The sequence below is a fragment of the Castellaniella sp. genome, from assembly GCF_049650445.1.
Classification (GTDB): domain Bacteria; phylum Pseudomonadota; class Gammaproteobacteria; order Burkholderiales; family Burkholderiaceae_B; genus Castellaniella.
This window is the reverse complement of sequence record NZ_JBASAD010000001.1, coordinates 21,921-47,778: the sequence shown is the minus strand read 5'-3', so window position 1 is coordinate 47,778 and position 25,858 is coordinate 21,921. Positions and strand designations below refer to the sequence as shown.

The 25,858-nt window shown below is 65.1% G+C and carries 22 protein-coding genes and 1 pseudogene; 18 read left to right on the top strand and 5 right to left on the bottom strand.

The annotated features are described in order from the left end of the window. Window positions 1-254 precede the first annotated feature (254 nt). From WA983_RS00205 to WA983_RS00155, 11 genes and pseudogenes are all read left to right on the top strand, one after another. Complete coding sequence (locus tag WA983_RS00205; protein WP_424251599.1) at window positions 255-1,280, top strand: hypothetical protein; 1,026 nt, start codon at window positions 255-257, stop codon at window positions 1,278-1,280. An 80-nt stretch (window positions 1,281-1,360) separates the two neighbouring features. Next, complete coding sequence (locus tag WA983_RS00200; RefSeq protein ID WP_424251601.1) at window positions 1,361-2,392, top strand: 2Fe-2S iron-sulfur cluster-binding protein; 1,032 nt, start codon at window positions 1,361-1,363, stop codon at window positions 2,390-2,392. 186 nt (window positions 2,393-2,578) lie between these two features. Beyond that, entirely contained in the window at window positions 2,579-3,535 is a 957-nt protein-coding gene (paaX, locus tag WA983_RS00195) for a phenylacetic acid degradation operon negative regulatory protein PaaX (protein WP_424251603.1), read from the top strand. Between the two features lie 339 nt (window positions 3,536-3,874). Then, on the top strand, window positions 3,875-4,750 hold the full coding sequence (locus WA983_RS00190; protein WP_424251605.1) for a branched-chain amino acid ABC transporter permease: 876 nt from the start codon (window positions 3,875-3,877) through the stop codon (window positions 4,748-4,750). A 2-nt stretch (window positions 4,751-4,752) separates the two neighbouring features. Beyond that, window positions 4,753-5,685, top strand: coding sequence for a branched-chain amino acid ABC transporter permease (locus WA983_RS00185; protein WP_424251607.1), 933 nt, complete (start codon window positions 4,753-4,755; stop codon window positions 5,683-5,685). Window positions 5,686-5,689: 4 nt separating this feature from the next. Further along, a complete protein-coding gene (locus tag WA983_RS00180) occupies window positions 5,690-6,451 on the top strand; it encodes an ABC transporter ATP-binding protein (protein WP_424251609.1) in 762 nt (253 codons plus the stop codon). A gap of 11 nt (window positions 6,452-6,462) precedes the next feature. Beyond that, window positions 6,463-6,858, top strand: a pseudogene (locus tag WA983_RS00175) (hemerythrin domain-containing protein); the annotation flags it as partial. 216 nt (window positions 6,859-7,074) lie between these two features. Then, the gene (locus tag WA983_RS00170) at window positions 7,075-7,776 is read left to right on the top strand and encodes an ABC transporter ATP-binding protein (RefSeq protein ID WP_424251617.1); all 702 of its coding nucleotides are present in this window, start codon (window positions 7,075-7,077) and stop codon (window positions 7,774-7,776) included. A gap of 20 nt (window positions 7,777-7,796) precedes the next feature. Continuing rightward, complete coding sequence (locus WA983_RS00165; protein ID WP_424251611.1) at window positions 7,797-8,765, top strand: MBL fold metallo-hydrolase; 969 nt, start codon at window positions 7,797-7,799, stop codon at window positions 8,763-8,765. A 61-nt stretch (window positions 8,766-8,826) separates the two neighbouring features. After that, a complete protein-coding gene (locus WA983_RS00160; protein ID WP_424311443.1) occupies window positions 8,827-10,494 on the top strand; it encodes an FAD-dependent oxidoreductase in 1,668 nt (555 codons plus the stop codon). A 5-nt stretch (window positions 10,495-10,499) separates the two neighbouring features. After that, the gene (locus tag WA983_RS00155; RefSeq protein WP_424251613.1) at window positions 10,500-10,724 is read left to right on the top strand and encodes a DUF2783 domain-containing protein; all 225 of its coding nucleotides are present in this window, start codon (window positions 10,500-10,502) and stop codon (window positions 10,722-10,724) included. A 55-nt stretch (window positions 10,725-10,779) separates the two neighbouring features. Here WA983_RS00155 and WA983_RS00150 read toward each other — a convergent pair whose 3' ends face one another. The 3 genes from WA983_RS00150 to WA983_RS00140 all read right to left on the bottom strand — a co-directional run bounded on the left by WA983_RS00150 (window position 10,780) and on the right by WA983_RS00140 (window position 13,501). After that, window positions 10,780-11,325, bottom strand: a complete 546-nt coding sequence (locus WA983_RS00150) for a cytochrome b (protein ID WP_424251615.1) — start codon at window positions 11,323-11,325, stop codon at window positions 10,780-10,782. A 118-nt stretch (window positions 11,326-11,443) separates the two neighbouring features. Then, complete coding sequence (locus WA983_RS00145) at window positions 11,444-12,037, bottom strand: phosphatase PAP2 family protein (protein ID WP_424248458.1); 594 nt, start codon at window positions 12,035-12,037, stop codon at window positions 11,444-11,446. A gap of 153 nt (window positions 12,038-12,190) precedes the next feature. Then, window positions 12,191-13,501, bottom strand: a complete 1,311-nt coding sequence (locus WA983_RS00140) for a nucleobase:cation symporter-2 family protein (protein WP_424248463.1) — start codon at window positions 13,499-13,501, stop codon at window positions 12,191-12,193. 455 nt (window positions 13,502-13,956) lie between these two features. Between WA983_RS00140 and WA983_RS00135 the strand changes: the two genes are divergently transcribed. Beyond that, window positions 13,957-15,438 carry a diguanylate cyclase domain-containing protein gene (locus tag WA983_RS00135; protein WP_424248459.1) on the top strand — a complete coding sequence of 494 codons (1,482 nt, stop codon included), beginning with the start codon at window positions 13,957-13,959 and terminating at the stop codon, window positions 15,436-15,438. Window positions 15,439-15,474: 36 nt separating this feature from the next. On the opposite strand, the gene WA983_RS00130 is transcribed toward WA983_RS00135, so the two are convergent. Further along, window positions 15,475-16,092, bottom strand: coding sequence for an FmdE family protein (locus WA983_RS00130; protein ID WP_424248461.1), 618 nt, complete (start codon window positions 16,090-16,092; stop codon window positions 15,475-15,477). Window positions 16,093-16,310: 218 nt separating this feature from the next. On the opposite strand from WA983_RS00130, the gene acnA reads away from it, so the two are divergent. Then, window positions 16,311-18,986, top strand: coding sequence for an aconitate hydratase AcnA (gene acnA / locus WA983_RS00125; RefSeq protein WP_424311442.1), 2,676 nt, complete (start codon window positions 16,311-16,313; stop codon window positions 18,984-18,986). A 22-nt stretch (window positions 18,987-19,008) separates the two neighbouring features. Continuing rightward, window positions 19,009-20,406, top strand: coding sequence for an MFS transporter (locus tag WA983_RS00120; protein WP_424311441.1), 1,398 nt, complete (start codon window positions 19,009-19,011; stop codon window positions 20,404-20,406). A 33-nt stretch (window positions 20,407-20,439) separates the two neighbouring features. Here WA983_RS00120 and WA983_RS00115 read toward each other — a convergent pair whose 3' ends face one another. After that, window positions 20,440-21,279, bottom strand: coding sequence for an aldo/keto reductase (locus WA983_RS00115; RefSeq protein ID WP_424251061.1), 840 nt, complete (start codon window positions 21,277-21,279; stop codon window positions 20,440-20,442). A gap of 100 nt (window positions 21,280-21,379) precedes the next feature. Between WA983_RS00115 and panB the strand changes: the two genes are divergently transcribed. The 4 genes from panB to WA983_RS00095 all read left to right on the top strand — a co-directional run bounded on the left by panB (window position 21,380) and on the right by WA983_RS00095 (window position 25,747). Then, the gene (gene panB, locus WA983_RS00110) at window positions 21,380-22,207 is read left to right on the top strand and encodes a 3-methyl-2-oxobutanoate hydroxymethyltransferase (RefSeq protein ID WP_424251059.1); all 828 of its coding nucleotides are present in this window, start codon (window positions 21,380-21,382) and stop codon (window positions 22,205-22,207) included. Between the two features lie 112 nt (window positions 22,208-22,319). Continuing rightward, on the top strand, window positions 22,320-23,291 hold the full coding sequence (locus WA983_RS00105) for a LysR family transcriptional regulator (protein WP_424311440.1): 972 nt from the start codon (window positions 22,320-22,322) through the stop codon (window positions 23,289-23,291). Window positions 23,292-23,366: 75 nt separating this feature from the next. Beyond that, window positions 23,367-24,755 carry a DNA recombination protein RmuC gene (gene rmuC, locus WA983_RS00100; RefSeq protein WP_424251055.1) on the top strand — a complete coding sequence of 463 codons (1,389 nt, stop codon included), beginning with the start codon at window positions 23,367-23,369 and terminating at the stop codon, window positions 24,753-24,755. Continuing rightward, window positions 24,755-25,747 (top strand): 5'-methylthioadenosine/S-adenosylhomocysteine nucleosidase, encoded by a 993-nt coding sequence (locus WA983_RS00095; RefSeq protein ID WP_424251053.1) that lies wholly within the window; start codon window positions 24,755-24,757, stop codon window positions 25,745-25,747. Before rmuC ends, WA983_RS00095 begins: the two co-directional genes overlap by 1 nt. Window positions 25,748-25,858 lie beyond the last annotated feature (111 nt).

Below are 25,858 nucleotides of genomic sequence, written 5' to 3'. Positions count from 1 at the left end.
GGTGATTTATCTGATTTCGTGATGGATTCATAGTTAAATCGAATAACAAGGAAAATCAATGGTTTCATAGGGTGGATTACATGGGATCGGCTGCATTCAAGTGATCATCCAGGAAAACCCTAGGCTTTAAGCGATACAAATAATTTGACATTATGGCTGTTAAAGTAACATGATGGCGTGGTGCCCGACTGAATCGGGTCCAAAGGACACAAAATCCGTCCGCCCCCCGTACATCACCCCAAAGGAGTCTTTACATGTCCAGCAAGGAACGCTTTGCCGACAAGATGGAATTTCCGCCGGAAATTGAACAACCCAACATCTATCCCCTGTCCTGGCACCGCAAGACAGAAAAACTGCAGGAAGTCTGGGAAGCTTCGCTGCGCGAGTACTGGAAGCCCGAAGAACTGCCCTGGGACACGTTCGACGTCGAGAGTTATTCCTGGGAAGAACGCGAATGCATCGCCTACTGGTGGACGCTGCTGTCGGTGTTCGATGCCTCCGCGCCCCCGGTGTTCGCCGAGGCCCTGATCAAGACCTACGAGGTCCACGAAGAAGACCCGGTCCGCAAGTGCTTCTTCTCCGTCACCAGCGATGAACAGAACCACGAGATCATGTGCGGCCTGGCGATCACCAAGCTGCTCGGCCATCCTGATCCCATCACCTACGAACCCAAGACCGACATCGGCCGCCGTCTGCAGAAAAACGCCAAGTGGCTGTATTTCAACGGCGCGCGCTACTGGACCGGCTACAAGACCGCCGTGCCCAAGTATGATCTGGCGGTGCTGTTCAGCTCCTTCCTGATGGGGGAAATCGCTGCAGCCACCATCTTCAAGCAGATGTACGAAAATTCGCGTGAGCCGGTTTTCAAGGAAGCCTTCAAGAACATCGGCCGCGACGAAGGCCGCCACATGGCGATCTGTATGGCGGTGATGGAACGCGACTACCCGGGCCTCAGCGATGAGCACAAGGCCGTCGTCACCAAGCAGATCCGCGCCGGCTACCTGTTCCTGTCGGCCGTGTTGTACGAACCGCCCGCCGACTTCTGGGACTTGCCTGCAGACTTCATCGCCACGCAGCGCGAGGCCGAGGCCATTGCGCGTGACGCCGGTTTCGGCATCCCCACCGTCGACGCCAAGCGTGAAAACTGGCGCCAGGCCATCATCAACCTGAAGGGGGTTCTGGATCACTACAACATCCCGTTCCCGGCCATCCCCGAAGTCGGGATCACCGGCCAGGAAATCTCCGACGTCGAGATGGACGACATCATCCCGGTGTTCTGACCGGACGGCAGCACCCGGCACCGGTCGCGTTTGCGCGGCTGGTGCCGTTGCCTTGATAGACAAAAGAAACGGAAATACTCATGTCACGCATCATCATCCAACCTTCCGGCAAGACCGTCGAATGCAAGGGCAGCGACACCGTTCTGATGGCCCTGGAAAAGGCCGGCTACGCGCTGCCCAACAACTGCCGGGCCGGCGCCTGTGGCGAATGCAAGGTCAAGGTGCTGGAAGGCCAGTACGACCAGGGCATGGTGCTCGACATGGCGCTCACTGCCGAAGAGCGCCGCCAGGGCATCGGCCTGATGTGCATGGCCAAGCCGATTTCCGACGAGATGGTCATCGAATGGGGCACGGCCGACGCGCGCCCCAAACTGTTCCCGCCCCGCGAAAACGCGCTGTTCGTCCTGATCGATCGCCGCGAGGTGGCCAATCGCACCCTGGAAATCCGCCTGCGCCCGGTGGGCCAGCCGATCCGCTACTGGCCGGGCCAGTACGTCACCATCGGTGACGATCGTGCCGGCATTCCCCTGCGGGCGTATTCGATCGCCAATGCGCCCCGGCCCGATGGCGAAATCATCTTGCAGGTCGCGCGCGCCGATGACGGTGTCACCAGCGCCTGGATCCATGATGTGTTGCGGATCGGCGACAGCGTCAAAATCAATGGCGCCTACGGCACCTTCATCGGCGATCCGTCCGCGGAAACCCCTGTGCTTTGCCTGGCGGCGGGCACGGGGTTGGCGCCGATCATGGATCTGGCCGAGGCCGCGCTGCGGCGGGGTTACCGCAAGAAAGTCGACCTGATCTTCTCGGCGCGCACCGTGGCCGACGTCTATGGCCAGGGCATGATGGCGTGGTGGCGCACCAAGCATCGTAATTTCGACTATAAAATAACCCTCACGCGCGAACAGCAGGAAGGCTATCTGGCAGGCCGCATCGACACGATCCTGCCCGGTTTGTACCCTGATCTGTCCGCGCATAGTATTTTCATCGCGGGCAGTCCCGAATTCGTGGACGCCTGTGTCGCGGCGGTCAAGGCCCTGGGCGCAAAGGACGAACTCATCCACAAGGAAGGGTTCTTCGCCATCCAGAACGCCCGCTCCGAGGGCCGCTAACCTGACCTCCATGTTCTGACCATTGGAACCTCTGAACAAGTCCTCACGTCGCGTACATCTGCGGACTCGGGCGGTCTGCTGCGTTGCTCATCCTCGCGATAGCTACGGCTATCGCTGCGGTTCGCGCCTTGCATCCCATCCCGATCCGCAGCGTCCGCTTTCCGCTCGACTTGTTCAGAGGCTCCTTTGATCCCCGCCATCCAGCATCGCATCGACAGTTTCCGCCAACAGCAGCGGGTTCGCGCGGGTTCGCTGATCATGTCGGTTTTCGGTGACGCGGTGCTGCCGCGGGGCGGGCGGATCTGGCTGGGCAGCCTGATCCATCTGCTCGAACCGCTGGGCCTGAACGAACGCCTGGTGCGGACCTCGGTATTTCGCCTGGGCAAGGAAAAATGGCTGCGGGCCGACACGCACGGGCGCCGGGCGGAATACGTGCTGACCGATTCCGGGCGCCTGCGTTTCGAAGAAGCCTCGCGCCACATCTATTCGTCCCATGCGCCGATCTGGGACCGCCGCTGGCGCCTGATTCTGGTCGTCGGCGACCTGGATGCCCGGCAGCGGGACCGCCTGCGCCAGGCCTTGTTGTGGCAGGGCTTCGGCAGCCTGGGCAGTGATTGCTTCGTGCACCCCTCGACCCACCTGGAGGCCGTGCACGATACCCTGGAGGCCGATGGGCTGGGCGACATGCTGGGCAATCTGCTGCCTCTGCTGGCGGCCGATGCGCGCATCGCCCTGACTGCATCCGACGCCGATCTCGTGGCCCGGGCCTGGAACCTGGAACGCCTGGCTGAATCCTATACTGCTTTCGTGGCCGACTATCTGCCGATCCTGGCGGAACTGCGGCGCGACCGCCGGGTCCGCCTGGAGCCCGAAGAGGCCTTTCTGGCGCGGGTACTGATGATTCACGATTACCGCCGCCTGTTGCTGCGCGACCCGGAACTGCCGGAAGTCCTGCTGCCGGCGGATTGGCCCGGACAGTCCGCGCGCATGGTGTGCCGCGAGCTGTACCGCCGCCTGGCCGAACCCTCCGAGTGGCATCTGGATGCCCACATGCGGCTGGCCGACGGCACCATGCCCGTGCGCCTGGAAGATGGTTTCGAGCGTTTCCCCTCCGACGATCCGCTGGTCTCGATCTCGCTCTGATTCTTTTCGATGCATCCTGAGCCCGTGCGGGCTCGGGCATCCTGTTTCAGGCTTTAATGATACATAATTAAATTAAAAAAACTGATTTACGTATTGTTCAGATATGCCTTGATCCAGAGGTTGATCTGATGAATGGATGAGTTGAACTTTGGTTTGTATTGATGGTTTTCCCCAATGACTGTGGGTTACACATCAGATAGACTTGCTCATTCGGCTCAAGTCCTCTATGTTTTCTCTGATACCAAATCCTATGTTTAAAAAATGGATTTGTAATACATCTGGATCGGACATCTCCCACCTCGGGCGGAATGGCACCGAATCCGGGCGAGGAGACATGCCGTGCATGCGGAATTCTTGCAGTTCCTGTTTTCGGGGTTGACCGTCGGGGCTACCTATGCCTTGGCCGCCCTGGGCTTCAACCTGATCTATAACGCCAGTCACGTGATCAATTTCGCCCAGGGCGAATTCATCATGCTGGGCGGCATGCTGGCGGTGTTCTTCACCCAGGCGGGCCTGCATTGGGCGCCCGCCTTTGCGCTGGCCGTGCTGCTGCCGGCCCTGGTCGGCGTGCTGCTCGAAAAGTGCGCCATCGAACCGGTCAAGAACGCCGACACGGTCACGCTGATCATCATCACCATCGGCGCCTCGCTGGTGCTGCGCGGCCTGATCCAGGTCTGGCTGGGCAAGGGGGCTCATAGCCTGCCGCCGTTTTCCGATCATGCGCCCCTGTCGGTCATGGGCGCGACCTTGTTGCCCCAGAGCTTCTGGGTGTTCGGGGTGACGGCCGTGGTGGTGGCGCTGCTCTGGTATTTCTTCAGCCGCACGATGTCGGGCAAGGCCATGCTGGCCACGGCCTACAACCGGGTCGCCGCGCAGTTGGTGGGCGTAAGCACCGGCTGGGTCCTGCTCATGAGTTTCGCCCTGGCGGCCGCGCTCGGCGCGCTGGGCGGCATCCTGATCACGCCGATCACGCTGACGTCCTACGACGTGGGGATCATGCTGGGCCTGAAGGGCTTCGTGGCGGCGGTGGTGGGCGGCCTGGGCAGCGGCCTGGGCGCGGTGGTGGGCGGTCTGCTGGTCGGTGTGCTCGAGGCCATGGGCGCGGGCTATATCTCGTCGGCCTATAAGGACGCCATTCCCTTCGTCCTGATTCTGCTGATTCTGTTCTTCATGCCGCGCGGCCTGTTCGGCGGTCTTTCCACAGAGCGGGTGTGATCATGCGCGGACGTTCCTTCATCGGTCTGGCCATCCTGGCCCTGGCCTTGATCGCAGCGCCCTTTGTGGTGCCTAACAGCTACTACCTGGACATCATCATCCGCATGTGCATCAATGCCGTGATCGTCCTCAGCCTGAACCTGCTGATCGGCTACGCCGGCCAGATCAGCCTGGGCCATGCCGGCTTCGTGGGCCTGGGGGCCTATGCTTCGGCGGTGCTGCCCAGCCATTTTGGCTGGCATCCGCTGCTGGCCCTGGTGGCCGGGGCCGTGGGTACCGGGCTGCTGGCGCTGCTGGTTGCACGGCCGATCCTGCGCCTCAAGGGGCACTACCTGGCCATGGCGACGCTGGGCCTGGGCATCATCATCAACATCGTGATCCGCAACGAGTCCGCCTGGACCGGCGGTCCGGACGGCATGCCGGTGCCGTCCATGGAACTGTTCGGCTACGAACTGATGCGTGATACCCAATGGTACTGGGTCGTGGCGGTGCTGCTGTTGCTGAGCGTCTGGGGTGCGCTGAACCTGATCGACTCCCCCTTCGGCCGTGCCCTGCGAGGCTTGCACGGCTCCGAGATCGCTTCTCAGGTCGTGGGGGTGGACGTGCCGCGCTACAAGACGGTCGTGTTCGTGCTGTCGGCCGTCGTGGCCAGCATCATGGGCAGCGTCCTGGCGCATTACGTCGGTTTCGTGACGCCCGAGGTCGCCAATTTCTTCCATTCGATCGAACTGGTCACCATGGTCGTGGTGGGCGGCATGGCGTCGGTCTTTGGCTCGGTGCTGGGGGCCGTCCTGCTGACGGCGTTGCCGCAGGCACTGGCGACGTTCGAGGGTTGGGAAATCGTGGTCTTCGGCGCGATCCTGATGCTGTTCATGATTTTCCTGCCGCGCGGCCTGGTGCCGACGCTGGCGGCTCGCCTGCGCCTGGGAGACTGACATCATGACCCTGCTCGAAGTCGATCGTCTGTCCATCCAGTTCGGTAACGTCCGTGCTGTTCAGGACGTCAGTTTTTCCGTGGACGCGGGGGTGGTGTATTCCGTGATCGGCCCCAACGGTGCCGGCAAGACGACCCTGTTCAATCTGATCACCGGGGTCTATCGGCCCACATCGGGCGTCGTCCGCCTGGACGGCCAGGAAATCCAGGGTCGCACGCCCTATGAACTGGCCAGCCGGGGCATGGCGCGCACTTTCCAGAATCTGCAGATCTGGATGAACATGAGCGCCTTGGAAAACGTCATGGTCGGGGCTCATCTGCACCTGGACGGCAGCCTGTTCAAGGCGCTGCTGCGCACCCCTGGTCTGCGGCGTCGCGACCAGGCGCTGCGCGAAGAGGCCGCCGACCTGATGGCATTCGTCGGCCTGGAATCCTATGTGCGATCGCGCGCCGACAGCATGCCCTATGGGGCGCTCAAGCGTCTGGAGATCGCCCGGGCGCTGGCCATGAAACCGCGCCTGCTGTTCCTGGACGAACCAGCCGCAGGACTCAATCCCAAGGAAACCCAGGAGGTCGACATCCTGGTGCGCCGGATCGCCGAGACCGGCGTGACCGTCGTCCTGGTCGAACACGACATGAAGATGGTCATGAACCTGTCGGACCGGATTCTGGTACTGGACTATGGCAAGCGCCTGGCCGAAGGCTCGGGGGAAGAGGTCCGCAGCAACCCGGACGTGATCGCGGCCTACCTGGGCGGCCACGCCTGATCGGGGACATCATGCACGCATTGGACATCATTCAGGAAGAACACCGCAATCTCTGGCGCATTGCCACCACCATGGACTGGGTGGCCGGCGAATTGCAGGCGGGCGAACCAGTCGAGGAAGGTTTCTTCCACGCTTTGTTCCACTACATCCAGGAATTCATGGATGGCTGCCACCATGCCAAAGAGGATCAATATCTGTTCCTGGCCATGCGGCGGCGCGCTCCAGAGGCCGCCGCCCCCATCCTGGACGCCCTGGAGGCGCAGCACCGTCAGGGGCCTGACAGCCTGCAGACACTGCGCAGCTTTCTGGGGCGCGGGAACCTGCTGGCGGAACAACCCGCGTTCATCGACGGTCTGCGCCAATACGCGGATCAGTTGAAGCAACACATCCGGATCGAGGAAAAGGACGCCTTTGCATTGGCTCGTGAAGTCCTCCTGCCCGAGGACTGGGCCGGGATCACGGCGGCGTTCTCCGATCACCGCGATCCTCTGTTCGGCGACCAGGCTCGCGCGGAATATCGCGAACTCTATCACCGCATCGTGTCGCTCGCCCCGGAGACGATCGGCCTGGGGGGCAGTCAGGCGGGGGCTTTCAGCCATCTGGCTGCAGCCGCGCGCGAACCGCTGCTCGAAGTCCGGGATCTCGAGTCCTGTTACGGACGCATCCAGGCGCTCAAGGGCATCAGCCTGGAAGTCTTCAAGGGCGAGCTGGTGGCCCTGGTTGGTGCCAACGGGGCGGGCAAGACCACCTTTCTGCGCACACTGTCCGGCATTCAGCCCATGAGCGCCGGACAGATCCGCTTCGCGGGTCGGGATCTGTCCCGAGTGCGGGCGGATCGGCGGGTGAAGGCCGGCATCTGCCACAGCCCAGAGGGCCGTCAGGTCTTCGGCCCTCTGTCGATCGAGGACAACCTGCGCCTGGGGGCCTACCTGCGGCCCGCTGGCCAGGTGGACGAAGATCTGGAACGTGTCTATGGGATGTTCCCCGTCCTGCGCGAAAAGCGCCGTCTGCCCGCCGGGACACTGTCCGGGGGACAGCAGCAGATGCTGGCCATCAGCCGGGCCCTGATGGGGCGGCCGCGCCTGTTGCTGCTCGACGAGCCGTCCATGGGTCTCGCGCCCCTGCTGGTCGAGGAAGTATTCAATGTCATCCGTACGCTCAAGGCCCAGGGTATTACCATTCTGTTAGTCGAGCAGAATGCCTTCGCTGCGCTGGGCATCGCCGATCGAGCCTACGTCCTGGAGACCGGCAATATCGTGTTGTCGGGCACCGGTCAGGACATGATCCGCAATGAACAGGTGCGCGCTGCGTACCTGGGCATGTGAAACACCAAGAGGAATCCGTCATGAGCAAGCAATTCGCATCCGTCGCCGATCTGGAGGAAAAGCAGGCCACTTTCGCCCGACTGTCCGAGCACTGCTGGTCCTATACCGCCGAAGGCGATCCGAACACCGGCGTCATCATCGGCGACGAGTCCGTCCTGATCTGTGACACGCTTGCCACCCCGGTGATGGCGCGGCGGCTGATCGCGGAAATCCGCAAGGTCACCGACAAGCCCATCAAATACGCCGTGCTGTCGCACTATCATGCCGTGCGGGTGCTGGGCGCCTCGGCCTATCGCGACGAGGGCCTGCAGGAAATCATCGCCAGCCAGGGCACCTACGAGATGATCGTCGAACGCGGCGCGCAGGACATGCAGTCCGAATACGAGCGCTTTCCGCGCCTGTTCCAGGCCTTCGAGTCCATTCCGGGCCTGACCTGGCCGACGCTGGTCTTCCAGGACGGCATCAGTCTGTGGATGGGGCGCGACCTGGAGGTCCGCATCTTCCATCCCGGCGCAGGCCATACTCGGGGCGATACCGTGGTCTGGGTACCGTCCGAAAAAGTCCTGTTTTCCGGCGACCTGGTCGAATACGACGCCGCCTGCTACACCGGCGACGCACAATTGGCCGACTGGCCGGCCACGCTGGATGCGCTGGCCGCCCTGGGGGCCGAAAAACTGGTGCCGGGCCGGGGCCCTTCGCTGGACACGCCAGAGCGGGTCGCCGCCGGCCTGGCTTATACGCGCGACTTCGTGTCCACGCTGTACACCTCTGCCCGCGAGGCGCATGCGCAAGGCATGGACCTGAAGCAGGCCATGGCGCACATCCGTGGCGCCATGGACCCGAAGTTCGCCCAGGTTTTCATCTACGAGCATTGCCTGCCCTTCGACGTGGTCCGAGCCATGGACGAGGCCAGCGGCATCCGTCATCCGCGGATCTGGACGGCCGAGCGCGACCAGGAAATGTGGCACGGCCTGCAATCGGGCAACTGACACGCGCAGCGGGCATCGCGGCACAAAGACCGCGACCCGCGCCGGTCCGGAGGAGACAGACATGCTCAGCACGTATCAGTACCAGAAATTCGAATACCGCCCGCCGCGCGAGCCGGGGGCGAGCACACCGGCCCGTCACCCGGTCGTGGTCGTGGGCGCGGGTCCGGTCGGCCTGGCGACCGCCATCGACCTTGCCCAGCAGAACGTGCCCGTACTGCTGCTCGACGATGACGACACGGTCTCGGTTGGCTCGCGCGGAGTTTGCTATGCCAAGCGGGCCCTGGAAGTGCTGGACCGTCTGGGGGTGGCCGACCCCTGCGTGAACAAGGGCGTCAGCTGGAACGTGGGGCGCACCTTTTTTCGCGGCGAAGAGGTCTACAGCTTCAATCTGCTGCCCCAGCCCGACCATCATCGTCCGGGCATGATCAATCTGCAGCAGTACTACCTGGAAGAATTCCTGGTCAAGCGGGCCCAATCCCTGCGGTCCCTGGACCTGCGGTTTCGCCACAAGGTCGTGTCCATGCGTGCGCGCGACGACGGCGTGGCGTTGCAGGTCGAGACGCAGGACGGTGCCTACGCGGTCGAGGCCGACTGGCTCATCGTGGCCGATGGCGCGCGCAGCTCCATCCGCCGGATGATGGGCCTGGAAGCCGAGGGCAAGGTCTTCATGGACCGTTTCCTGATCGCCGACGTGGTCATGAAGGCCGATTTTCCCGCCGAACGCTGGTTCTGGTTCGACCCTCCTTTTCATCCCGGTCAGTCGGTCCTGCTGCACCATCAGGCCGACAATGTCTGGCGCATCGACTTCCAGCTCGGCTGGGACGCCGACCCCGAAGAAGAAAAACGCCCGGAGCGCGTCATTCCGCGCATCAAGGCCATGCTGGGCGAGGAGCGCGAATTCGAGCTCGAATGGGTCAGTGTCTATACCTTCCAGTGTCGGCGCATGAGCAAGTTCCGTCATGGCCGGGCGTTGTTCGTCGGCGATGCGGCCCACCAGGTGTCGCCTTTCGGCGCGCGCGGCGCCAACTCCGGCATCCAGGACGCGGACAATCTGGCCTGGAAACTGCGGCTGGTGATGGAGGGCAAGGCGCCCGAGCGCCTGCTGGACAGCTATTCCGACGAGCGAGTCGTCGCTGCAGACGAGAACCTGCTGAATTCCACGCGCTCGACGGATTTCATCACCCCCAAGACGAAGACCTCGCTGGCCTTCCGCAATGCGGTGCTGGGACTGGCGCGCCACTATCCATTTGCCCGGGCGCTGGTGAATTCCGGCCGCCTGTCCGTGCCGACGATTCTGGCGGATTCCGCCCTGAATACGCCTGACGAGGCCGTGTTCGCCGGGGACATGGTGCCGGGCGCGGCCTGCGACGACAGTCCCATGCGGGCCCAGGTGGATCATTTCTGGCTGCTGGAGCGTCTGGGCAATCGTTTCCAGTTGCTGGCCTACGTGGACAAGCCGAGTGACGTCGCCCAGGCCGAAGCCCTGCAGGCGCTGATGTCCGGCCCCCTGCCGGTGGACGTCATCCTCGTGACGCCGTCGGGCGGGCGTTCGCCGCACGGTTTCCGGGTCTTCGAGGACTACACCGGCCGCTTCGCCGAACGCTATGACGCCCGGCCGGGGTCGGCCTGGCTGATCCGCCCCGACCAGCACGTCGCGGCCCGTTGGCGCACGCTGGATGCCGGGCGGGTCCGTCAGGCGCTGGCCCGTGCCACCTGCAACCAGGAATGAATCCCATGGGACTGAATCTGAACCTGAATTTCGGCGAGCCTGGCCACCGCTATGTGCGCGCCTATACCCCGGGCGATGACTTCTACGAGGCGCTGATCGAGCTGCACCGGGATCTCAGTGACGAGCAGAGCGCGCAGGCCAATGCCCGTCTGATCCTGCTGCTGGCCAACCATATCGGCGACCTGTCCGTGCTGCGCGAGGCCATGGCGATCGCGCGCCAGGACCTCTGAGATCGCGTCCGTCCGGCCCGTCCTGATCGACGTTGCCGGGCGGGGCGGCCGTTCGTCAGCCCCGGGTGCGGGCCGGCAGCATGCGGCGCAGGGTGTTGTCGCGGCTGATGTAGTGGTGTTTCAGGGCCGCCAGGGCGTGCAGGCCGATCAGGGCGTAGCCGATGTTGGCGATCAGCTTGTGGGTGTCGATGAGCGTGCGGCCCAGAGCCTTGTCCTCGCCGGTCAGGGCAGGCAGCGCGAAGCCCCAGGCCTTGACCGTGCCACCGAAGGAATTGATGCCGAACCAGGCCAGCAGGGGCATCGCGATCAGGAACGCATACAGCGCCACGTGCATCAGGCGGGCGCCGGCCTGTTCCCAGGCGGGAGGTGCCGGACTGATGGCCGGGCTGCGCTGGAACAGGCGTGTCGTCAGACGGATCACGGTCAGCGCCAGGATGGTCAGGCCACAAGAAGCGTGCACCATCTTCATGAGGGCGCGCTCGGGGCTGTCCTTGGGAAACAGACCTTTGAACTCCATCATGGCGTAGACCACGATGATCAAAAGCAGGGTGAGCCAGTGCAGGCTGATGGACAGGCGGCTGTAGCGGGCGGGTGCGGACATGCGGATTCCAAAGACAGTATGCAACGGGCGCATGATCGCCCATGTTGTATGAACCGAAGATGAACGCGGGTTGCGTCCATCCGCGCGTCCCTGGCGCGTGTCGCGCCCGGAGCTGCCTTCAGGCGTGCGCCCAGCCCTGGCGGATCGGCCAGGCGAAGACTCGCCGGTAGATGGGTTCGATGCAGCGTCGCAAGGAGGGAATCAGCGTGCCGCGCAGCGGCAGGCTGATCGCGGCGGCCACCAGGCCCGTCAGCAGGGCACCGGCCATGTCCAGCGGGAAATGCACGCCCATGTAAATGCGCGCCCAGGCGATCGGCAGTGCGATCAGGGCCAGGATCCACGCGGCCGTGCGGCGGACCGGATGCAGGGCCAGGCCGGCGCAGATCGACCAGGCGAAGCTCAGGTGATTGCTGGGGAACGAGGCGGTCGGTGCATGGGGCATGTACTGGTGCCCCAGGCCGACGACGAAGGGGCGCGGGTGGAACCAGGCCTTGGAAATCGCCCAGGACAGCAGCATGGCGATCATCGCGCTGATGGTCCCCTGCAACAGGGCTTCGCGGCCGGCGGCGTCCGCCCGCAGCCAGCTCAGTGCCAGGTACAGGGGGAACAGGTAGATCAGGCCGTTGGCCAGGACGCGGCCCAGCAGCAGGGCGGTGGCCGAGGGGTCACTGGCGTTGATCCACAGAAACAGGGTGTTGTTCAGGGCTTCCATGGCGGCGGTCGCGTCGGTGTCGTGTCGAGGGAAAGCAGCATAGCACCGGCCAGGCCCGGACAGCGTATCGGGATGAAAAAGAGGCTCCCGCGCTGCGCTTTTCACCTTGGGGCGGCCCCGCGGCGGCAAGCCCCCCGCGCCGCCGCGAGGCGGTCAGTGATTGTGGCCCGTGCCGGCGACGAAGACGGACGGCTGATCCGGATTGCCGGCGGTCAGATGATTGAACAGCAGGTTCAGGCTGATGGCCATGATGGCGGCCGAACTGATGCCGGAATGGAAGATGGTCGCGACCCAGGCCGGGAAGTGGGCGTAGAACTGGGGGGCGGCGATGGGGATCATGCCGAAGCCGATGGAGGTCGCCACGATGATCAGGTTCATGCTGTTTTCGTAGTTGACCCGGGCCAGGGTGCGGATGCCGCTGGCGGCCACGGTGCCGAACAGCACCAGGCCGGCGCCGCCCAGCACGGCCGTGGGTACGGCGGCGATGAAGCGTCCGATGACCGGCAGCAGACCCAGAGCCAGCAGGATCAGGCCGCTGGTGGCGACCACATAGCGGCTTTTCACGCCGGTGACGGCGACCAGTCCGACGTTCTGGGCGAAGGCGCTTTGCGTGAACGAACCAAAGACCGGCGCCACGACACTGGAAACCATGTCGGCGCGCAGTCCGTCACCCAGGCGGTGCGAGTCGATGCGGGTGTCGATGATGTCGCCCACCGCCAGGATGTCGGCCGAGGTTTCCACCAGCACCACCAGGATGACGATGAACATGGACACGATGGCGGCAGGATGGAATTCGGGCCAGCCGAAGTGGAACAGGGTCGGCAGGGCAAAGGCCGGACCGTTGGCGGCCTGGGAAAAGTCGGTCATGCCGGCGGCCCAGGCGATGATCGTGCCCAGCACCATGGCCAGCAGGATCGACAGGCGCGAGATCGTCGCGTTGCCGACTTTGCTGAGCAGCAGCACGATGAGCAGCGTGACGGCGGCCAGGCCGATATTGGCCATGCTGCCGAAGTCGGCCGCCTTGGGGTTGCCGCCCATGGACCAGTTTGCCGCCACCGGCATCAGCGACAGGCCGATGGTGGTGATGACCGACCCGGTCACCAGAGGGGGGAAGAAGCGGATGATGCGGGAAAAAATCGGGGTGATCAGCAGGCCGATCAGGGCCGCCGCCATGACGGCGCCGAAGACCGAGGCCAGGCTGCCGCCCGCACTCAGGATGGCCACGATGGTGGACACGCTGGCAAAGGACACGCCCTGAACCAGTGGCAACTGGCAGCCGAAGAACGGGATGCCCAGCGTCTGCAACAGTGTGGCCAGGCCGCCCATGAACAGGCAGGAGGCGATCAGCACGCCGATTTCCGCGCCGCTCAGGCCGGCTGCCTGGCCGACGATCAGCGGCACGGCGATGATGCCGCCGTACATGGTCAGGACGTGCTGGAATCCATACATCAGATTCGCCGTCATCCCCAGGGCTTCGTCTTCGGGGCGCGGCGGCGCGGTGCGGGCGGGTGTGTTCAAGGCGGTCTCCATCCTCTTGGTTCTGTCGTGGGCCGGACTCGATGCGGGCCGAGGGGGCGGGCAAATCCGGTTGCATGGCCTCCGGCCAAGCCGGGCCGGGGCGGGTGTTCAGGCATGAGGGTCGATGGACTCATTGTGGACCGCGCGTCCGGGTCCCGGGTGACGGCTCCGTCATATTGATCATCTTCATGTGTTTATGAGAAACCCTGTCCATTGGTATTTACGCTAGTCCGGCTCCGGGGCAACCGCCAGGCCGCCATCGCGCGACCGCTGTGTCATCGGGGCGCACCCCGCGCGTGGTCGATCGCCCTGTTTTTGGGCCTGCTTGCCTTGGGGGTAAGGGGCGCTGATCAGGGGATTTCATTTAGAATGCCCGTTTCTGAAGTGCGAGTGAGGCCAGGATGGACGAAGGGCAAGTGGTGCCGGCCGGATGGCAGCCTCTGGATAGGGAGAGCGGCCTGCCGGACTTCTTCGAAGCGACGCCGATGCCCTTATGGCTGGAGGACTATAGCGGCCTGCATGCGCAGTTCGCTCGCTGGCGCACCGAGGGCATCGTGGATTTGCGGGCCTGGCTGCTGCAGGATCGCGAACGGCTGCGGCATTGCGCCGGTCTGATCCGCATCCTGCGTGTCAATCGCCAGACCCTGACGCTGTTCGGTGCCCGTTCCCAGTCGGAATTGATGGATCGGCTTCCCGAGGTGTTGCGCGACGATACCTACGAAGGGTGGGCGAACGAACTGGAGCAGCTCTGGCGCGGCCAGGGAGGCTTTCAGAGTCAGACGGTGAACTATGCGCTGACCGGCCGGCGCCTGGACCTGTCCCTGAGGGCCGTGATCCTGGCCGATGATCGTCAACCCTGGGACCGGGTGCTGGTCGCCATGGAGGACGTCACCCCGCTGCAGGATGCGCGTCGTCAGGCCCAGGCCAGTGCGCGCGATGCCCGCGAGTTCTTTCAGCAGGCGCCCGTGTCGCTGTGGGTCGAGGACTTCAGCGCCATCAAGCTGCTGTTCGATGAACTGCATGAAAAGGACATCAGCGACTTTCGCACCTTCCTGGACGTGCATCCCGATTTCGTCGAACGCTGCCAGCAGGAAATCCGCGTCCTCGACGTCAACGACTACACCCTGACGTTATTCAAGGCGGAATCCCGGGCCCAGTTGATGGAGCGGCTGGGCGACGTGTTTGGCGAGGGCTCCCGCGCCTTTTTCGCCGAGCAATTGATCGATCTGTGGCACGGGAGGCTCTTTCACCAGAGAGAGGTCCGCAATCACACGCTGACGGGCGACGCCCTGCACATCCATCTGCAGTTGTCGGTATTCCAGGGGCATGAAGACGATTGGAGTCTGGTGCTGGTTTCCCTGACCGACATCACCGCCCGCAAGAAGGCCGAGGCTTACCTGGAGTACCTGGGCAAGCACGATGTGCTGACCCAGTTGAAGAACCGGTCCTATTTCGTCGACGAGTTGGGCCGGCTGCAGCGCAAGCACGCGCCGCTGGTGTCCTTCATCGCCCTGGATCTGAACAATCTCAAGCAGGCCAACGATGAGAGCGGTCACGCGGCCGGCGATGACCTGTTGCGCCGTTTCGGCGAGGTCCTGAACAAGGCGGTCGACCGCCCCTGTCAGGCTGCCCGTATCGGCGGCGACGAGTTCGTGGTGCTGTTGCCCGGCTACGACGAAGCGGCGACCCGCGCGGTGCTGGACAACATCCGTGCCCTGATCGAACTGAACAATCAGTACTACGGCGGCATCCCGCTCAGCGTGGCGGCCGGAGAGGCCACCTGCCGGGACGCCAATGCACTGGAGCAGGCCCTGAAGGATGCCGATCGGGGTTTGTACGCGGACAAGCGGCGGTATTACGCTATCCACGAACGCCGCAGGTAATCCGACGACTGCGCCGGCCGGCCGTGGGTCCGGAGTTCAGACCGCGCGCGGCAGCGGGTTGACCGTCACCAGGCCGGGCTGATCGATCGCCTCCAGGATGCGGCGCACGCGGTCTTGCCACAAGTGTCCGAAATCCTGCCGTTCGGCATCGCTGGCGCCGCCCGCCAGGATTTTTTGCAGCAGCGGCATGGCGGCGGGAGAACCCGGTACACCCTGAGCGCTGAAAGACACTGCCACCCGGTCGCCCGTGTCGCGGCGAGTGAAGACGATTTCACCCGGGACGTCGCCCTGGAAGTGCATCAGATCGCGCCGGTCGTGCCGGCCGCCCAGGCCCTTGAAGCCGGTGTCCGTGGTGGCACCCGTGACCAGACCGACCACATTGGCGATGACGCCGGTCACGCCGCGGGTCGCCTCGTCGGCGAAGATGACGTCGATGTCGCCGCGTTGCGGCACGGTGTCGGGGTACAGAGCGCGCAGCGCGCGCACTGTCATCAGCCAGGCACCGGCCACGGTGGGGCAGGAATGGCCGGCCAGCCGTACGGCGTCTTCGTAGCCGTATTCGATCAGGCCATCGTCGGACGCGCCCAGCAGCCCGGCCAGCGGGTCGTGCAGCGCGACCCGGGGGGCCTGGGCGAAGAATGCGGGAAATGCCATGATGGAACTCCGGAGAAACAGGGATCGGTCCAGTGTAGGCCGGCGCATCGGGGAAACCGTGCTTAACCCTGGGCGGCGTCCGGTCGTTGAGCGCTGACCAAGCCCCCGTGGTGCCGCACGCGGCCCGTGTGCGCAGGGGGGGTGTAAGATGGACCGGATCAGCGGCCCCGGGGCGCAGACGCCCCGGGGCCCGGGCTCGAACCACAGGAGGACACTTCATGGCACACCCCAACAGTTTCGGCGCGCGCGCAACCCTGGATGTGGGGGGCAAGTCCTACCGCATCTGGCGGCTGGACGCCTTGAAGGATCACGGACTCGATCCGAGCCGTTTGCCTTACGGCCTGAAGATCCTGCTGGAAAACCTGCTGCGCACCGAGGACGGCGTTGCCGTCCGGGCCGACGAGATCCGCGCCCTGGCAGGCTGGGACCCGGATGAGGAACCCAATCGCGAGATCGCTTTCACCCCGGCGCGGGTCGTGCTGCAGGACTTCACCGGCGTGCCCGCTCTGGTGGACCTGGCTGCCATGCGCGATGCCATGCGTGTCCTGGGGGGCAAGCCGGAGCGCATCAATCCCCTGGCGCCGGTGGAACTGGTCATCGATCACTCGGTGATCGTCGATGACTTTGGCCACAACCAGTCGTTCCGCCGCAACCAGGAAATCGAATACCGGCGCAACGTCGAACGCTACAAATTCCTGCGCTGGGGCCAGACGGCCTTCGACAATTTCCGCGTCGTGCCGCCGGACACCGGCATCGTCCACCAGGTCAATCTGGAACACCTGGCGCGCGGTGTGTTCACCCGCCAGGCCGATGGCGTGACCGAAGCCTATCCCGACACCTGTGTGGGCACGGACTCGCACACGCCCATGGTCAATGGCCTGGGCGTAGTCGCCTGGGGCGTGGGCGGGATCGAGGCCGAGGCGGCCATGCTGGGCCAGCCCATCTCGATGCTGATCCCGCGCGTGGTCGGCTTCAAGCTGTCCGGCGCCTTGCCCGAAGGCACCACCGCCACCGATCTGGTGCTGACCATCACCGACTTGCTGCGCAAGCATGGCGTGGTGGGCAAGTTCGTCGAGTTCTACGGCCCTGGTGTGGCCGCCGTGCCGCTGGCCAATCGCGCCACCATCGGCAATATGAGTCCGGAATACGGCTCCACCATCTCCATCTTCCCGATGGACGAAGAAACCCTGGCCTATCTGCGCTTCACGGGGCGCTCGGACGAGCAGGTCGCTCTGGTCGAGGCCTACGCCAAGGCGCAGGGCCTGTGGCACGACCCGGCGCACGAACCGAACTATTCCGAACGTCTGGAACTGGACCTGGGCACCGTGGTGCCATCGATCGCAGGGCCCAAGCGGCCGCAGGACCGGATTCCACTCACCGATGCCAAGCCCGCACTGGCCAAGGCTCTGGCCGCGCTGCCCGGCGCGGTCAAATCCAATCCGGCGGCCGTGCATCTGCCGGACGCGGGTGACTGCATGGTGGACCACGGTACCGTGGTCATCGCGGCCATCACCTCGTGCACCAATACCAGTAATCCGGCGGTCATGATGGCGGCCGGCCTGCTGGCGAAAAAGGCCGTGGAACGCGGGTTGCGCCGCAAGCCCTGGGTCAAGACCAGCCTGGCGCCGGGTTCCCGCGTGGTCACCGATTACTATGAAAAGGCCGGCCTGACGACCTACCTGGACCAGTTGGGCTTCAATCTGGTCGGCTACGGCTGCACCACCTGCATCGGTAATTCGGGCCCCCTGATCCCCGAGGTCTCCAAGGCCGTGCGCGACAACGATCTGGCGGTCGCTTCGGTGCTGTCGGGCAACCGCAACTTCGAAGGCCGCATCCACGCCGAGGTCAAGCTCAATTACCTGATGTCTCCGCCGCTGGTGGTCGCCTACGCACTGGCCGGCACCATGAACATCGACCTGCTCAACGATCCATTGGGGCAGGACGCCGAGGGGCGGGACGTCCGCCTGCGCGATCTCTGGCCGACGAGCGAGGAAGTCCAGGCCGCGATCCGGTCCTGCATCTCCTCCGACATGTACACGCGCGGCTACGCCAGCGTGTTCGATGGCGGCGAACTCTGGCGCGGCCTGGATACACCCGAAGGCAGCCTGTTCGACTGGCAGGACGACTCCACCTATGTGCGCAATCCGCCCTATTTCCAGAACATGCCCCGTCAGCCGCAGCCGGTAGGCGACATCCGCGGCGCGCGGGTGCTGGCGCTGCTGGGGGATTCGGTCACCACCGACCACATCAGCCCGGCCGGCTCCATCGGCAAGGACACGCCCGCCGGACAGTACCTGCGCGCGCACGGGGTCGAACCCCAGGATTTCAATTCGCTGGGATCGCGGCGCGGCAACCACGAAGTCATGATACGCGGCACCTTCGCCAACGTGCGTCTGCGCAACCAGATCGCCCCGGACACCGAGGGCGGCTGGACGCGCGACTTCACCCGCGATGGCGCACCGGTCGCCACGATCTTCGAGGCCTCGCAGAACTACTTGAAGGCAGGGACGCCGCTGGTGATCCTGGCCGGCAAGGAATACGGCTCCGGCTCTTCGCGCGACTGGGCGGCCAAGGGGACGGTGTTGCTGGGTGTGCGCGCGGTGATTGCCGAATCCTACGAGCGCATCCACCGCTCCAATCTGATCGGCATGGGTGTGTTGCCCCTGCAGTTCCCGACGGGCCAGAGCGCGGCCTCTTTGGGTATCCGGGGCAAGGAAACCTTCGAGATCACAGGGGTCCAGGCCTTCAACGGCGGCGGCATGCCCAAGACCGTGCGCGTCCGGGCTGGCGACGTCGAATTCGATGCCCTGGTGCGGATCGACACCCCCACCGAGGCTGCCTACTACCGCCACGGCGGCATCCTGCAGTATGCCTTGCGGCAACTGCTGGAATAGCGCGGACGGTTATCATGAGGGGATGAATCCATCATCCCCTGCCGCCTCCTGGGGCGACCTGCTGCGGGGCCGAAACGGCCTGCGTTCGCTCGCTCTGGCGGGCGGTGTGGCCGTGCATGCGGTCAATATGTTCATCGCCACCACCATCCTGCCTTCGGTTGTCCAGGACATCGGTGGTCTGCCCTGGTACGCCTGGAACACCACGCTGTTCGTGGCTGCCTCGATCATGGGGTCTTCGTGCGCGCCGCTGGGCATCCGGGGCTACGGCCTGAGGCGCACTTTTCTGCTGGCCCTGCTCGTGTTCATGCTGGGGACCGTGGTCTGCGGCCTGGCGCCCAGCATGCCCTGGCTGCTGTGCGGCCGGGTCGGGCAGGGCCTGGGCGGCGGCATGCTGCTCAGCCTGAGCTATGCCACCGTGCCCCTGGTGTTCGATCAGGCCCTGTGGTCGCGGGCCATGGCGCTGATCTCCGGCATGTGGGGCGTGGCGACCTTGTCGGGGCCGGCCGTCGGCGGCTTGTTTGCTGAATCCGGCCACTGGCGCTGGGCGTTCTGGGCCGTGCTGCCGGTGTGCGTGCTGCTGGGCACCTTGCTGGTGACGCAACTCGACTCGGAGGGCCGGGATCGCAGTGCCCCGCGAGAGGCGCCGTTGCTGCGCATGGGCTTGCTGGTGGCGTCCGTGCTGGTGGTGTCGGCGGCCAGTCTGTACACCTCCTGGGTGGTCCAGGCCGCCGGCGTGGCGCTCGGTCTGCTGCTGGCCTTTTGCCTGTCACGCCTGGATGCTCGGGCGCGACGGCGTTTCCTGCCCGAGGGTGCCTGGTCTCTGAGCCATCCCTTGGGCCGCCGCTATGCCATGATCGGGCTGCTGAGCATCGGTGTGACGACGGAAGTCTTCGTCCCCTATTTCCTCCAGGTTCTGCACGCGCAGTCGCCGCTGTATGCGGGGTATCTGTCGGCGCTCATGTCGGCCGGCTGGTCTCTGGGCACCTTCATCAGTTCCGGACGCGGGGCGTCGGGCGCCGGCCGTCTGCTGGCGCTGGGGCCGATCCTGTCGGCGGCGTCCCTGGCGGGACTCTACGTGCTCATGCCCAATCCCGCGGCGCCGACGGCCGTGCTGGCCGTGCTGCTGCTGGGCGTGGGGGTGGGTGTCGGCTTGTGCTGGCCGCACTTGCTGACCGGTGTGTTCCGCGCCGCGCCGCCGGAGCAGCAGAACATCGCTTCGGCGGCGATCACGACCCTGCAGTTGTACGCGATCGCCCTGGGCGCCAGCGTGGCGGGCATGGTCGCCAACGCCGCCGGGTTCACGGACCCGGGCGGCTGGCAGGGTGCGCAACGGGCCGCCTGGGCGGTCTATGGCGTGTTCGCGGTCGCGCCGGCCCTGGCGATCCGCCTGGGATGGCGCGCGCGGCGCGATGGCGTGTGAAGCCCTCGGGCCCGTGCGCGGGTCGGTGAGGGCTTATTTCAGCAGGTAAAACGTGTCCGGATCAGGGCCGATGCGGCCGTCGGCGCGGTCCAGGGTCGCGATCCGGGCCATCGCGGCATCGTCCAGATGCAGGTTCCACAGATTGAAGTTTTCCTGGAGCCGCGTCGGCTGCGAGGATTTCGGGATGACCATGTGCCCCATCTGGATGTGCCAGCGCAGGATGACCTGGGCGGGGGTGGCCTGCAGTTGGTGGGCCAGTTCCAGGATCACGGGGTCCCGCAACGCCTGAGTCCGGCCGAGCGGGCTCCAGGCTTCGGTGCGGATGTCGTGGTCCTGATGGTAGGCGCGCAGTTCGGCCTGCTGGAAGTGGGGGTGCAGTTCGATCTGGTTGACCACCGGCAGCACGCCGGTGCTGTCCAGCAGCTTTTGCAGGTGGCCGACCTGGAAATTGCAGACGCCGATCGATCGGGCGCGGCCCTCGTCGCGCAACTGGATCAGGGATTCCCAGGTGTCCAGGTAGCGCTTGTTCTGGGGCACCGGCCAATGAATCAGGTACAGGTCGACGTAGTCGAGCCCGAGCCGGTCCAGGCTTTCCTCGAACGCGGTCTTGGTACTATCGTGGCCATGCCGGTCGTTCCAGACCTTGGTGGCCACGAACAGGTCTTCTCGCGGGATGCCGCACTGGGCGATGCCGCGGCCGACCTCGGCCTCGTTGCCATAGATGGCGGCGGTGTCGATGGACCGGTAGCCGGCTTCGGCAGCCGCCTGGATCGCCGGGACGACGGCGTCGCCGGTCAGTTGCCAGGTGCCCATGCCCAGTTGGGGCGCGCGACGGTCATCATGAAATGTGATGTATGGTTGGTTGATGGTCATGCAAGTCTCCGGTGGAGGCAGGGCAGCATCCGGCTGCGGTCGGCCTGGCTGGCCAGTACCTGGCCGGCGGGCGATGAACGAATTCTTTGGAGTCAATCAAATGAGTGTACATAGTCAGGCGCAGCGCGTCACGGTGCCCCAGCTTGTCGCGTTCAAGGGGGAACGCAAGATCGCCGCCTTGACCGCTTATATTGCGCCGATCGCCCGTTTGCTGGACGAGGCCGTGGACATGCTGCTGGTGGGCGATTCCACCGCCATGGTCGGCTACGCGATGCCAGACACGCTGTCGATCACGGTCGAGATGATGTCCGCGCATGCAGCCGCCGTGGTCCGGGCCACCGAGCATGCCTGCGTGATCGTGGACATGCCCTTTGGCAGCTACCAGCAGTCCCCGGCCCAGGCGTTTGCCAATGCGGCGACCATCCTGGCGAGCAGCGGCGCCTCCGGCGTCAAGCTGGAAGGCGGCCTGCCGCTGGCCGAGACCACCCGCTTCCTGGTGGATCGCGGCGTTCCAGTGCTGGCTCACGTCGGGCTCATGCCACAGTATCGCAACACCATGGGCGGCTTCAAGGCCCAGGGAATGACCGATGCCGCCGCTCGCCGCATCCTGGAAGATGCCCAGGCCCATGCCCAGGCCGGCGCGTTTGGTGTGGTGCTGGAAGGCATCAGCGAACCGCTGGGGCGTGAAATCACCGAGGCGCTGTCGATCCCGACCATCGGCATCGGAGCCTCGCCCGCCTGCGATGGCCAGATCCTGGTGACCGAGGACATCCTGGGCCTGAGCGGCGACCGGATTCCGAAGTTCGCCCGGCGTTTTGCCGACGCGGGACAGGTGATCCGCCAGGCGGCCCAGGACTACGCCCAATCCGTGCGAGAGGAGACCTTTCCTACGCTTGCTCATTGTTTTGGTGTGCGGGCCAAGCAGTAAGATTCATATAAGTTTTATATCTATATGTATCGCCTGGGCCGTCATCGGCTGATCCGGGCGATTTCTGTCTCAGGGCCGTCTTAAGCAAAAAGCGCCCCTCGCATCCGGTGCCATGGAAATACGCCAACTCGAGGCTCTGAACGCCATCGTGACCAGCGGCAGCGTCACGGCCGCCGGCCGCGTGCTGGGCCGTTCGCAGCCCGTCGTCAGCCGCCAGATCAGCGATCTGGAGTCCGAACTGGGCTTCATGCTGTTTGCCCGTACCCGGCCCGCCATCACCCTGACTGAGCGGGGCGCCGAGTTCTACCAGGAAGTGCGCGGCATCCTGGCCGATCTGCACCAACTGGAATCGCGGGTCCAGGGCATGCGCAGCGGTCAGGTGCGACCCTTGCGGATCCTGGCGTCCGTCGATCTGGCGCGCAGCCTGCTGCCCGAAGCCCTGGCCCGGATGGACCGCTTCAGCCCCATCTTTCGCCAGAAGCTCATCATCGAGGAAGTCGTCCACGAACTGCCCGCCAATGTGCTCGCAGAAGGCCGGGCGGATTTTGCGCTCGTCAACCTGCCCATTGATACCGAGGCCGTGCGCGTGCACTGGTGCGGCCAGGCCCCCTGCCTGCTGGCACTGCCTGCCGCGCATCCGCTGGCATCCCGGGACGCGGTGCAGCTCGAGGACATCCGCAACACTGACGTCATCACGCTGCTCAGCCGCTATCGCATGCGGTATCACCTGACCAGCAGCCTGGCTCAGGCCACGGCCGGCGAGGCCCGGCGCCACATCGAGGTCGGCAGTCAGCAGACGGCGCTGTCCCTGGTGCGGCTCGGTCTGGGCGTGGCGCTGATCGATCCGTTCTCGATCCGGGGTGCCCAGCTCGATGGCGTTGTGCTGCGGCCCATCAAGACCGACATCGCCTACATGATCGGAGCCGTTTCCCAGGTGACGCATGAACTGCCGGAAGGCGCCCTGCGTCTGATTCAGGGCCTGCATCTGCACGTTCAGAACTGCATCCCCCATTATGTCGATACCGATCCCAGCGGTTTGCGCCCAGGGACGTCCGGCAAGGCCGAGACCCTGCGCCTGGCTTGATCCGCGGCGGGTCGCCGCCACCGGTCGGCGTATGCGATGATGTGGGGTCTTCTTCATACGGCATAGATCGGCATCGTGATCCCGTTTTCCCCGGAAATCCTGGCGGCGCTGGCGTTGGCGCTGCTGGTCGGCATCGTGGCCGGTGCCTGGCCCGCGCGGCGGCGCCTGCTGGCCCAGGCGGCGCAGGCTGCCCGTCAGGCCGAGCGCGCCGATCAGTTGCAGGAACGGATCACGCAGCTCGACCGGGACGCGGTGGCCCAGGCGCAGGCCCTGGAGGACTGGCGCGCGCGGGCGCAGGACGGCCGTCTGGAGCTGGCCCGGCTGCAGGCGGCCCATCAGGAAAAGCTCGCGGCCTTTGACGAATTGCGTCAGGTCTTCGAACAGTCGCGCGCCGCCATGCGGACGGAATTCCAGCAGCTTGCCGGCCAGGTGCTGGAAGAAAAAAGCCAGGGCTTTTCCCGGTCCAGCCAGGCGTCGCTCGACGGCCTGCTGCGGCCGTTTCGCGAACAGATCGAAGGCTTCCAGCGGCGCGTCAACGAAATCCACGATGCTTCGGTGCGCGGCCAGGCCCGGCTGGACACGGAGATCCGCCGGGTCCTGGACGTCGGCCTGAAAATGAGCGACGAAGCCCAGTCCTTGGCCACGGCCCTGAAGGGCAACAAGAAGGCGACCGGCAACTGGGGTGAGGTCCTGCTGGAACGCAGCCTGCAACTGGCGGGTCTGATCGCAGGCGATCACTACCAGGCCCAGGCGCCCTTCCGGGACGAGGCCGGCAACCGGCGGCAGCCGGATTTCGTCGTCCGGCTGCCGGATGGCAAGCACCTGATCATCGACAGCAAAGTCTCGCTGGTGGACTACGATCGGGCCGTGGCGGCGGCGACACCCGCTGACTGCGAGGCGGCGCTGGCCGCGCACGCGCGCGCCGTGCGTCATCACATCGACGACCTGGCCCGAAAGGACTACAGCGCCCTGATCGGCATGAAAAGCCCCGGCTTCGTGCTGATGTACCTGCCCATCGAACCCGCCTATATCGAAGCCATGCGGCACGACCGCGAACTGTTCGACCACGGCTACCGCCACAACGTCATTCTGGTGTCTCACACCACACTGATGCCGATCCTGCGCACGGTGGCGACGCTGTGGATGCTGGCACGTGGCAACGAGCAGGCGCGGGCCTTGAGCGACCAGGCCGGCGGCCTGTACCGGCAGGTGGAAGTGGTGGCCGATCGTCTGCAGAAACTGGGTCACGCCCTGGGGACGGCGGCCACGCACTACAACAGCACGGTCACGGCTGTGACGGGGCAGCGGGGCCTGTACGGCAAGGCAGGCCGCTTTGCTGAGCTGTCGGCCAAGGCCGGCCGCCCGCTGCCGCCGCTGGAACCCCTGCATGCGGACTTCGAAGTCCAGCGTCTGGACGGTGTTGCATCCGATCCCTCTCTTTCTTCCCCGGAGCCGAATCCGTGATGAGTCATTCCGTATCGCGCGCTGCCCTGTTGGCCGCCGCTGTCCTATGCTGGGTTGGTCCGTGGGCGAGCCGGCCGGCACAGGCCGCATCCGGTCCTGTGGCCGCCGACGCGGTGACTGCGTCGGTCGTCGTGCAGGCGGCCGGACGTGTGGACGACGTGCCGCGCCTGGCGATCCTGTCCGCTTTTGCGCCAGAACTGGAACTGCTGCGCGCACGCCTGAGCGCCGCCCGCGTCCACACCGTCCAGGGGGTGACGTTCACCACCGGGCTGCTGGAAGGCAAGCCCGTCGTCCTGGCGCTCAGCGGCATCAGCATGGTCAACGCCGCCATGAACACCCAACTGCTGTTCGACCGCTTTCACGTCACACATCTGGTCTTCAGCGGCATCGCGGGCGGCGTGAATCCCGAGCTGAGCATCGGTGACGTCAGCGTCCCGGAACGCTGGGGGCAGTACCTGGAGGTGGTCATGATGCGGGAAACGGCGCCGGGACAGTATCGTGCGCCGGACTCCAAGGGCGCCTTCGAGTTCGCTCCCCATGGCATGATGCAGCCGCGCGCCGTGCGCGTGCAGCCGGCCGACGGGGCCGGCATCCAGGAAAAATTCTGGTTCGAGGCCGATCCGCGCATGCTGGCGGTGGCGCGCGGCATCCAGTCCGTGCCCCTGCGCGGCTGCGACCACCAGGACCGCTGCCTGGACAAGCGCCCCCGTCTGGTGGTCGGCGGCAGTGGCGTGTCGGGTCAGGCTTTCGTGGACAATGCCGATTTCCGCCGTTACGCTTTCCGCACCTTCCAGGCCAATGTGCTGGACATGGAAAGCGCGGCTTGCGCCCAGGTCGCCTGGCGCGCGGGTGTGCCCTTCATCGCCTTCCGCTCGCTCAGCGACCTGGCCGGCGGCGGGCCGGGCGAAAACGAAATGAACGCCTTCCTGCACATCGCCGCGGACAATGCCGCTCAGGTGTTGCTGGCGTTCCTGCGCGCCTGGCCGGACTGAATTCGGCGCTTGGGCTCGCCATGCGGCGTTGCAAATCCTCGCGATAGTCTGACTATCGCTGCGGTTTGCGCCTTGCCTGACAAACCCATGCATCCGAATTTGAGCATTCAA